This is a genomic window from Mesotoga infera (assembly GCA_011045915.1).
GTDB classification, from domain to species: domain Bacteria; phylum Thermotogota; class Thermotogae; order Petrotogales; family Kosmotogaceae; genus Mesotoga; species Mesotoga infera_D.
In genome coordinates this window covers 1-1586 of record DSBT01000270.1, presented here as the reverse complement: position 1 = coordinate 1586, position 1586 = coordinate 1, and the positions used below count along the sequence as shown (strand labels likewise).

The 1586-nt window shown below is 43.6% G+C and carries 1 protein-coding gene; it reads left to right on the top strand.

Annotated features, from left to right (window positions below):
• A partial coding sequence (locus tag ENN47_09100) for an RND transporter (GenBank protein ID HDP78320.1) occupies window positions 1-1531 on the top strand: 1531 nt, incomplete at its 5' end.
• Between the last annotated feature and the right edge of the window lie 55 nt (window positions 1532-1586).

The window sequence follows — 1586 nt, the reverse complement described above, 5'->3', positions numbered from 1 at the left end:
TTCATATATGATCTTCGGTTCGCTGAATATTATTACCACTTTCGTAACGGCCATAACCCTTGGACTGGGAATCGACTACGGAATTCACATGATCACGAGATTATCAGACGGAGCTACTAGAGAAAAGAATCCGGTATCTCTTCTGCTTAACTCTTACAAAGCGCTCATAAAGCCTCTATCGGCAAGTATGATCACGACCGCGCTGGTGTTCGCGATTCTTGCAGTTATTAACTCACCGGCCATTAGGGAGCTGGGGATTCTCTCCGCAATCGGTATTGTTGTCTTCTTTATTGTAATGACAGTCTATCTCCCGGCAATTTCGATCAAGACCGTAATGAATCCGGGAAGGAAGGCAAACATCCACCTGCTCGACAGGTTTTTCCTGAGAATCTCGAAGGTAATCTTGAGATTCGGCGTCGTTTTCGGAGGAGTTGTCTTCATGCTTATTCTGATGCTCAGCTATCTTGGTCTGAACAATATAAGAAGCTTTTCCTATACTCCACCTGGATTGATGTCAACCGACTCAGAACAGATTGCAGTCCCCACCCTAATTGAAAGAACCTTCGGGGGAAGCATTATAAACACGGTGCCATTTATACTTCCTGATATAGATTCTTTAAGAAGGGCGCATGAGGAAATCGATCAAAACCCGAACTTCAAGAGCTCCTTCTCAATACTTTCTGTTATCGAAGGAGGAGAGGGAGACTACATAAACCAGATGCAGCAAGTTACCAGAGAAATCGATGCGCTGAGGGACTCTCCGTTAATTGAGGCCGTTTTCAAGAAAGCAAATTACTACGACTTCGTTGTAGAACTCCTTGACAGAGCGGAATCCATTGAAGGGTCGAATGATCTTATCGACCTTGCTACCGAGGTCATACCGGAAAGCTTGAGAGATCAGCTTCTTTACAAGGCTGCCAGTGGTGAGACGTATTTTGTTCTGAATTCCGAACCATCATCGACAATCTATAGAAACAACGTCATAAAGATTATTTACGACAGTCTCAGCCCTGAACTCAGAGCTTCTTTCGGAGGGTATCCCAAAGTCTTCCATTACCTGATGGACCTTGTGAGAATCATCTCTCTTCCGATATGTCTTGTTGCCTTCGTGGCAATCTTTGTCGTCGTTTCTATCGAAAGAAAGTCCATCATAGATGGACTCAAGACATTAGTTTTAATGGTTGGAATTCTTATGTCGATGTTTGGTTTAATGGAATTGATGGGAATTGAGACGACTTTTGTCACTGTAATCTCTGCCCCGCTGATAATCGGAATTGGTGTAGACTCACTTGTTTACGTAATGCATAGTTCCAGGGAGAAGAAGAACACAGAGCTGGCCAGAACCTTCAAATCAATAACCATGTCTTCGGCAACGACCATGTTAACCTTCTTCTCATTCATTTTTGCTAGGGGAAAACTTCTGAGCACATTCGGCATAAGCCTCGGATTTGGGGTTCTTGCCGCACTTGTTGTTGCAACCTTTCTAGTTCCTGTGCTACCATGGAACAGCAAAAAGAAGATCGGAGGTTGAGATATGCCATTACATCTTCTGGTGGCTTACTATGTAGTTGATCATGCATTTGTAA